General features: G+C 69.5%; 9 protein-coding genes. 5 read left to right on the top strand and 4 right to left on the bottom strand.

Annotation, left to right across the window (positions count from 1 at the left end; translation table 11 throughout):
• Window positions 1-121: 121 nt before the first annotated feature.
• The 5 genes from Acy02nite_RS39860 (at window position 122) to Acy02nite_RS39840 (ending at window position 5,046) form a co-directional block, all read left to right on the top strand.
• Window positions 122-1,822 carry a DEAD/DEAH box helicase gene (locus Acy02nite_RS39860; RefSeq protein WP_203753572.1) on the top strand — a complete coding sequence of 567 codons (1,701 nt, stop codon included), beginning with the start codon at window positions 122-124 and terminating at the stop codon, window positions 1,820-1,822.
• A 51-nt stretch (window positions 1,823-1,873) separates the two neighbouring features.
• Window positions 1,874-2,140: a hypothetical protein gene (locus tag Acy02nite_RS39855; RefSeq protein WP_203753569.1), complete on the top strand. Its 267-nt coding sequence runs from the start codon at window positions 1,874-1,876 to the stop codon at window positions 2,138-2,140.
• A 24-nt stretch (window positions 2,141-2,164) separates the two neighbouring features.
• Window positions 2,165-2,500, top strand: coding sequence for a hypothetical protein (locus Acy02nite_RS39850; protein ID WP_203753566.1), 336 nt, complete (start codon window positions 2,165-2,167; stop codon window positions 2,498-2,500).
• Between the two features lie 11 nt (window positions 2,501-2,511).
• Complete coding sequence (locus tag Acy02nite_RS39845; protein WP_203753562.1) at window positions 2,512-2,754, top strand: hypothetical protein; 243 nt, start codon at window positions 2,512-2,514, stop codon at window positions 2,752-2,754.
• Between the two features lie 477 nt (window positions 2,755-3,231).
• The gene (locus Acy02nite_RS39840; protein WP_239175662.1) at window positions 3,232-5,046 is read left to right on the top strand and encodes a DUF2075 domain-containing protein; all 1,815 of its coding nucleotides are present in this window, start codon (window positions 3,232-3,234) and stop codon (window positions 5,044-5,046) included.
• A gap of 224 nt (window positions 5,047-5,270) precedes the next feature.
• Here the strand turns inward: Acy02nite_RS39840 and Acy02nite_RS39835 are convergent, their stop codons facing one another.
• The 4 genes from Acy02nite_RS39835 to Acy02nite_RS39820 all read right to left on the bottom strand — a co-directional run bounded on the left by Acy02nite_RS39835 (window position 5,271) and on the right by Acy02nite_RS39820 (window position 8,411).
• Window positions 5,271-5,879, bottom strand: coding sequence for a DUF7711 family protein (locus tag Acy02nite_RS39835; RefSeq protein WP_203753557.1), 609 nt, complete (start codon window positions 5,877-5,879; stop codon window positions 5,271-5,273).
• Between the two features lie 86 nt (window positions 5,880-5,965).
• Window positions 5,966-6,163 carry a helix-turn-helix transcriptional regulator gene (locus Acy02nite_RS39830; RefSeq protein ID WP_239175660.1) on the bottom strand — a complete coding sequence of 66 codons (198 nt, stop codon included), beginning with the start codon at window positions 6,161-6,163 and terminating at the stop codon, window positions 5,966-5,968.
• A 35-nt stretch (window positions 6,164-6,198) separates the two neighbouring features.
• Window positions 6,199-6,909: a GNAT family N-acetyltransferase gene (locus Acy02nite_RS39825; RefSeq protein ID WP_239175658.1), complete on the bottom strand. Its 711-nt coding sequence runs from the start codon at window positions 6,907-6,909 to the stop codon at window positions 6,199-6,201.
• Entirely contained in the window at window positions 6,906-8,411 is a 1,506-nt protein-coding gene (locus Acy02nite_RS39820) for an APC family permease (RefSeq protein ID WP_203753554.1), read from the bottom strand. Before Acy02nite_RS39820 ends, Acy02nite_RS39825 begins: the two co-directional genes overlap by 4 nt.
• Window positions 8,412-8,417: the final 6 nt, after the last annotated feature.

Raw genomic sequence — 8,417 nt, 5'->3', positions numbered from 1 at the left:
TCCGTCCTTTAGGGCGGAGAGGATGTCAAAGCGCGCGCCAGACAGGTTGCTCGGTGTTGCGGGAGTGTGTCGTGGATCGCCCGATGTGCGAATCGGTGGTGGTACTCCGTATTCTTCCCACATGGACGTAGACCCCGCTACCAGCACCGATACAGGTTTCGCCGAGCTGGGGCTGCGTCCCGAACTGCTGCGCGCCCTCGCTGACCTCGGTTATGAGGAGCCCACGCCGATCCAGCGGGAGGCGATCGCTCCGATCGTCGCCGGGCATGACCTGGTCGGACAGGCCGCCACCGGCACCGGGAAGACCGCGGCGTTCGCGCTGCCCCTGCTGCAGAACCTGACGCCGGGCGGCTCCGACGGGCCGGCGGCGCTGGTGCTCGTGCCGACGCGGGAGCTCGCCGAGCAGGTGTCGCAGGCGGTCCACCGGTACGGGCGCGAGCTCAACGTCCGGGTGCTCCCGGTCTACGGCGGCCAGCCGATCAGCCGGCAGCTCCAGGTGCTGCGGCGCGGCGTGGACGTGGTCGTCGGCACGCCCGGCCGGATCCTCGACCACATCGAGCGGGAGACCCTGCGTCTCGACGGCGTCAAGACCGTCGTCCTGGACGAGGCCGACGAGATGCTCGACATGGGCTTCGCCGAGGACATCGAGGCGATCCTCACGGAGACGCCCGAGGAGCGGCAGACCGTCCTGTTCTCGGCGACCATGCCGCCGCGGATCGACGCGATCGCCAAACGTCACCTGCGTGAACCGATGCGGATCACGATGCGCCGGGAGCCCACGGCCGCGGATGCGCTGCCGTCGGTCCGCCAGAGCGCCTACCTGGTCGCGCGTCCGCACAAGGCGGCGGCGCTCGGCCGCGTGCTCGACGTGGAGGCTCCGACCGCGGCGATCGTCTTCTGCCGTACGCGGGAAGAGGTCGAAGAGGTCACCGAGAGCCTCAACGGCCGTGGGTTCCGCGCCGAGGCCCTGCACGGCGGCCTCAGTCAGGACCAGCGGGACCGCGTGATGGGCAGGCTGCGCGCCGGCTCCACGGAGTTGCTGGTGGCCACCGACGTGGCGGCCCGCGGCCTGGACGTGGAGCAGCTCACCCACGTGATCAACTTCAACGTGCCGTCGGCCCCGGAGGCGTACGTGCACCGCATCGGGCGGGTCGGCCGCGCCGGGCGCACCGGCGCCGCGATCACCCTGGCCGAGCCGCGCGAGCAGCGCATGCTCAAGGCGATCGAGCGCCTCACCGGCCAGCGCATCGCCCTGGAGAAACTCCCGACCGTGACCGACCTGCGGGCCCGCCGCCTGGAGCTGGTCCGGAACACGGTGCAGACCGCCATGGACGCCGACGACCTGGACCGTTTCCGATCAGTCCTGGACTCCCTCACCGACGACGCCGACCTGGAGCAGATCACCCTGGCGTGCCTCAAGCTCATCCACGAGGCGAACGGCGGCGACGTCGACGAACCGGAGATCCCGTCGGTCGCCCCGCAGCGCGAACGTGACGTCGACAACCGCGCCGCCCGCCGCAACGGCCCTGGCGGCGAACGCTTCGACAACCGGCGGCCGGGCCGCAACCGGCCCGGTGGCGACTCCGTGACCCGCGTCTTCGTCGGCCTGGGCCGCCGCGCGGGCCTGCGCCCGCAGGACCTGGTCGGCGCCATCGCCGGCGAGGCCGGCCTACCGGCCCGTGACGTCGGCGCGATTCAGATCACCGACCGCTTCTCCCTGGTCGAGGTGCCGGAGGCCGACGCCGACCGGGTGATCCGCGCCCTCAGCCACAGCACCATCCGCGGCCGCCGCCCCACCGTCCGCCGGGACCGCCCCAACTGACAGTCGCTCACCCCCTTGTCGTGCGTCACCTGCTCTGCGTACAGTGGTCGCATGCCATCCACCGCACCACGTGATCAGGGTCCCGGCACACCGCGGGACACGACCCGGGATTACGACGGCCTGTACAAGGCACTGCTGGAGGCATTCCCGCAGGATGCGTTGCGGCTGCTGTGCGGGGTCGACGTCGGCGACGATGCCGTGGTCGCCGACGGGCCGACGGAACAGACCCGGCAGCGCAGCACGCAACGGGACAGGGTGCTCCTGTCCTCCGGGCCGGACGGCACCGTCGACGTCCACCACGTCGAAGTGCAGGTCTAACGCACCCAGGACTTCCAGGCCCGGATGGTGTCGTACTGGTCGAGCCTGGCCCTCAAGTACGACGAGCCGAAACACCGCATCCACCAGACCGTGGTGTGGCCCGTCGGCGGCGGCTATCCCGGATCCTTCCAGCGCGACCGCCTGAGCCTGGAATACCGCTCGGTGAGCGTCCCCGACGACCTCGACCCCTGCGCGTTGCTGACGAGCCCGATGGCGCCGCTCGCGCTCTGGTCCAGCAGACGGCCGCCCGACGTCGCCAACCGGGTCGCCGCAGTGGTGGATCCCGAGCAACGATTGGTTCTCGTCGCCTCAGTATGCTGGCTGAGGAAGACGTCGCAGCTCAAGTGGTCGAGGCGTTGAGGAGCGATGGGATGACTTTCGCACTCGAGAAGTCAGAGGCCGACCGGGAGATCTCCCAGAAGAACCTCGAGCGAGGGCGCGAGGAGGGCCGCGAAGAGGGATTGGTCCGATCGATGGAGCTTGTCTTGCAGACTCGATTCGGCGACTTCAGCGGCCTCGAGGACTCGGCGAGAAAGCTCGTCGCGGACGACCACGAAGCCAATGTGGCGCGCATCGTCGACGGTGCCACGCTGCGGGAACTCCAGCAGTCTTAATCCCAGCTCAGACAGGTCGACCGTAACCGGCTGGAGAGGATCTTATTTACCTCTCCGGCCGGGCATCACATATGTCATCTCATCAAAGTGCACCACGGCAAGCCGCTGGTCAGGTGCCGAGCCACTGATCGATCTTCCCCGGCGATCGGATCCGACATGACGATACAGCGGCTGCCGCGCGGACCAAGTCGGGGTTTCGGCCCGGCATCAGCATCTTTCGCGACCAATGCTCGTAGCCGGAATCCCTGCACCGGTCTCCGATAGCCGCTCGCCATAGCGGAGAAATGACCGGGTCGCTAAAGTCTGCGTTGTCCGTAAGCGGTCCGACAGGCTTCCGAAGGCTGGATATGCCTCCCATCCGCACGATCAATTCGTGCTGCCCGGGGGCAACAGCAAATGTCGGTTTACCGCGTCTCCGCGGCTGGTCTTCTCCGCCTCGCCACCGAGGGCACCCTCGGGGACCGGATCGCCGAGGAGGTGGGCAACGTCAGCCCCTCCGAACGCAAGTCCTGGTCACGAAGCCTCTCCATCCTCGCGCAGGACCTCGCCGACGCCGGCCTCGCTGACGTCGAGGTGCTGATCGAGTACCAGCTTCCGCTGACCAGTCGCCGCGTGGATGCCGTCCTGGCCGGCGTGCACCCGAAGACGGGCGAGGACTCATTCGTCGTAGTGGAACTGAAGCAGTGGTCCTACGCCACCCACTACGAGCATTCGGACACCCTGGTCGACGTCGAGCACGTCACCGGGCCACGACTGCACCCCGGTCTGCAGGTCAGCGAGTACTGCGAGTACCTGGTCGATTTCCTCGGCCTGTTCGCGGGTGAGGACCGCTCTGTCCGAGGTGCCGCCTATCTTCACAACGCCGTTGATCGGGACGTCGCGGACCTGTTCGAGCGCCCAGCCACCCTGCACAGCCAGATCTTCACCAAGCAGCGCCGCGGTGCGTTCCTGGAATTCCTCCAGGCCTCGCTCGATTCCGCAAAGCCGGGTAGTGGTGCGGCAGATCGCTTCCTCTCCAGTACGGTGCGCCCGAGCAGGCACCTTCTGTCGTACGCAGCGGCCGAGCTCAAAGAACGGTCCCACTTCACCCTGCTCGACGAGCAACGGATTGCGTACGAGTTGGTGCTCCACGCGGTGGAACGGGCCCGAGCTGCCGACCACAAGCGAGTCGTGGTCGTTGCCGGCGGTCCAGGCAGCGGCAAGAGCGTGATCGCCCTCAGCCTGCTCGGCGAGTTGGCCCGGCAGGGGCGTACAGCCCTGCACGCCACCGGGTCGCGGTCGTTCACCCAGACGCTGCGACGCTATGCGGGCAAGGGGTCGCCACGGATTCGGAACCTGTTCCTGTACTTCAACAGCTTCATGGAGGCCGACCGTAACGGCCTTGACGTCTTGATCTGCGATGAAGCCCACCGCATCCGCGAGACTTCGGTCAACCGCTTCACCCGAGCGGTACAGCGACAGGGCGCCCGAGCCCAGTTGGAGGAACTCGTCGCGTCCGCCCGCGTACCGGTCTTCCTGCTCGACGAGCATCAGGTTGTCAAGCCCGGCGAGCAGGGCAGCGTCCAAGAGATCACCGCCTACGCCGAACGGCACAAACTGGATATCGACGTCGTTACCTTGCGGGACCAATTCCGGTGTGGGGGTAGTGAGGCTTACGAGCAGTGGGTGATCGACCTTCTCGGCCTGGGCGGCGGCAAACCGTCGACGTGGGAGGGGGACGGCCGATTCGACCTGCGCGTGGCCGGCTCGCCCGGCGAGATGGAAGCGTTCCTCGCCGGCAAGCAGGGCCTCGGTGAGACGGCCCGGATCACGGCCGGCTACTGCTGGCCGTGGAGCGACCCCCGTCCCGACGGCACCCTGGTCGATGACGTACGTATCGGTACCTGGTCACGCCCGTGGAACGTCAAGAACGACCGCAGCGTGGGCGACGCGCCGGGAAGCCCCTTCTGGGCGACCGACCCTAACGGGTTCGGTCAGGTCGGTTGTGTCTACACCGCACAGGGTTTCGAATACGAGTGGTCTGGCGTGATCATCGGCCCCGACTTGGTCGCTCGCAACGGCCGCCTGGTGACCCGGCGGTCGGAGTGCAAGGACCCGGCATTCCGCAAGTCCGTCCCGGACGACGTCGTCGACCAGCTCATCCGCAACACCTACAAGGTTCTGCTGACGCGCGGGATGCGCGGCACCACGCTCGTCTCCGACGACCCGGAGACCCGCGACTTCCTGATCGACCTGGTCCACGTGCGCCGCAGCCCCGAGACCGTCTACGACAGCAGCCTCGCCGACGCCTGAGCGCGAGGCTGCTGTTCAGGGCTACTCAGACCGCTCGACGCGGTCGGCTCTCTTTCTCGTCACGGCGAAGTGGCAGGTCCGGTCGGCATCTGTCAGGGCGGCCGTGCGGTGGTCATCGGCGCGGTAGGTGCCCCGGCATTCCGCTGGACCGGAATCGAGGGCTGCGGTGTCGCTGCCTCAGTACCCGGACACTGAGCAGGCAGACCCGCAGACCCACAGGCGGCCTACGGCGCGGGCCGCTGAGTGGTGGCGTCGAGGAGGTCGAAGTAGCCGTCGGTGGCGTCCCACAGGAGGTTCTCCGCGAAGACGCCGGGGCCGCCGCGGTTGTCACGGCGCCACTGCTGGTCCCAGTAGTTGTCGCGGACCCGGCGCAGGTACGCGAGGCTGGTCGCCAACTCCTCGGTGAGCTGGGCGCGCAGGTCGGCGTCGGCCGGGGCGGGCAGGCGCAGCTTCTCCGTGTCGCCGGCCCGGAGCGCGTCCAGGGCTTCGGTATCGGGGCCGGAGTCGCGGGACCAGATCCGGAGCGGGCGCAGGATGTAGTGGTTGGCGACAGGGCGGGCCGCTGAGCGCCAGAACCAGGCGACTGCGCCTTTGTCCAGCTCCAGGAAGTGCGGCAGCGAGCCGTAGATCGGTGGCCGCACTGACCACGGCAGTTCCTCGGGTTGCTCGTCGAGCACCACAGCTACCTGGGGACATTCCAGGTCGGCTTTGGAGTCGAGGACGGCTCCGAACGCGTACACGCTGACGAGCGCTTTGGCGTCGTGCCGCATGGCGGCGACCTGACAGCGTTCCGCGAGGGTGTGGAGGCGTTTGACAGCGGTCGCGTGCTTCATGCGACCCATTCTCGCGCCTGAACTGAGTAGACAGGTGGTGCGGCTGGGCGGGCCCGGCCGTACCACCGTTCAGGATCGATCGGGTGTCACCTGCGGAGTCTGCCGGGGCGGTGCTTGCGGATCCAGGCTTCGATGTCGCCGGCCAGCCAGACTCGGCCCATGGCCAAGGTCTGGTAGGGCGGCGGGAAGTCGGCGCGCAAGGTCAGCTGCTGGATGCGTTGCCGTGAGAGTCCGAGTAGGTGCTGGATCTCCTGGAGGCCCATCAGCGGTGGGCGTTCGTTCATGGCCGGCCTTCCGTCGCCGTTCTCACCTGCCACCGTCAGCTGCGCCGGCTCCGGCTGCCGGTTTCCGCCGTTTCGGTGAGGGCCGGCATTTCAATGGGGGCCGGCGTTTCAGTGAGGGCCGCCGTTTCAGTGAGGGCCGCCGTTTCAGTGAGGGCCGCCGTTTCAGTGAGGGCCGGCGCTTCGGCGGGGGCCGGCTCTTCGGGCCGCAGCATCGGGTACAGGCAGGGTCCGTCCGCGGTGATGCGGTAGGGGTCGAGCGGCCGGTAGCCGTGCCGGGCATACAACGCCCGGTTCCGGGGCCCGGTCGCTTCCAGGTAGGCGGGCCGGGCGGGCCGGTGCCGGAGCAGAACCGAGCCGTGACCGCGGGATTGCCGGCCGGGGACGACGGCGAGGAACGCCAGGTACGCGTGTGGCCCGCCCCGATGGTGGGACTGCATCGTCTGGTCGAGGGCTTGGAAGCGGTGCAGGGCGGGGCCGGTGATGACGGCGAGTCGCTGGTCGTAGTCCTCGATCGGGGGTGCCGGGGTGGTGTCGTACCAGACGGCGCAGGCTTCTTCTCCCAGCAGGTCGACGTGGCCGTGGGTGATGGCGTGGGTGGCGAGCATGGCGAAGTACGGCGGGTAGACGCCGCGGCGCAGGCCGGGGTCGGGGATGAGCCAGTCGGCGAGGTCGCCGTCCTGGAAGGCGGCGGCGAGGATGCCGGTGACCGTGTCGAGGTCGCCGGCGGTGGCCTCGACCGGGTTCATCGCCGGTCCCTGGCATCGGTGGCGTCGATCGCGGTCTGGTGGGCGCCGGCGCCGATGGCGGCGTAGACGGCGGGCCGGGCGGTGCGCAGGTAGAGCGCCCACAGCATGCCCAGGACGGCCGTGGCGGCGAACGCGGCCGGGAAGATCCAGCGCCACGGTGAGGACGGGTCGACGCCGAGGAGCACGTGGAACTGCTGGAGGGTGATGACCAGGATCGCGCCGAGCGCGGCGGCGGCCAGTGCCGGGGCGAGCAGACCGCGGACCGCGCCGACGGTGACGCGGTTGGCGGGGCGCAGGAAGTAGCCGGCGACCGCGACGGAGGTGACCAGCATGAGGACGAGCACGCCGAGGCCGCCGGTGACGGTGATCCAGAAGAACAGGTTGATCATCGGGTCCCAGCCCGCGTAGGCGTAGAGGGCCAGCACGACGCAGGCCAGCACGGTCTGGGTGATCGACGCGACGTGCGGGGACCGGCTGCGCACGCTGGTGCGGGCGAGGGCGCGGGGCAGGACGCCCTCGCGGCCGAGGGCGAAGAAGTAGCGGGCGGCCGTGTTGTGGAACGACAGCAGCGCCGCGAACAGGCTGGTGATGAAGAGCAGGTGCCCGGCGATGAGCAGGGACGAGGGCACGTACGGCGCGGCGAGGTCGAAGATCAGCTCGGTGCCGTGCTCGGTGGCGGCGGCCACGATGTCGCCGGGGCCGACCGCGACGGTCATGGCGAGGGCGCACAGGCTGTAGAGGACGCCGATGACGGCCAGGGCGATGTAGGTGGCCCGGGCGACCGTCCGCCGCGGGTCCTTCGACTCCTCGGAGAACACGGCGGTGCCCTCGAAGCCGACGAATCCGGTGATCGCGGTGACCAGTACGGCGCCGATCCCGCTGGTGAGCAGCTGGGCCGGGGAGATCGCGGTGAGGTCGACGCGCCCGCCGGCCGGGTGGGTGACGTGCACGGCGGCGAGGACGAGTGCGACGCCGATCTCGCCGATCAGCAGGGTGGCCAGGACCCGGCCGTTGAGGTCGACCCGGCGGACGCCGAGCAGCGCGACGACCGCCCACCCGGCCAGTGCACACAGCCACCAGGGCACGGACCAGCCCAGGTGGGCGGCCACGAAGTCGGCGCTGACCTTGCCGAAGCCGCCGTAGAGGCCGATCTGCATGGCGTTGTAGGCGAGCACGGCCACGGCGGACGCGCCGACGCCGGGCACCCGGCCGAGCCCGTGGGTGACGTAGGTGTAGAACGCGCCGGAGTTGACGACCTGGCGCGACATCGCGACGTAGCCGACCGAGAAGACCGCGAGGACGAGCGCGACCAGCAGGTAGCCGATCGGGATGCCGACGACGCCGGTGACCGCCCAGCCGGTGGTGGCGCCGCCCGCGATGACGGTCAGGGGCGCGGCGGCGGCCATCACGATGCAGACCACCGGCCACACGCCGAGGCGGCCGACGGCGAGGGCCTGCTCGATCGTGGTGCGGGTGTGGGACGGCGAGGGGTGGTGGGACATGGGAGG

The organism is Actinoplanes cyaneus (genome assembly GCF_016862095.1).
Classification (GTDB): domain Bacteria; phylum Actinomycetota; class Actinomycetes; order Mycobacteriales; family Micromonosporaceae; genus Actinoplanes; species Actinoplanes cyaneus.
Note: the sequence above shows the minus strand (reverse complement) of the source record. Positions and strands in the feature narration are given on the sequence as shown.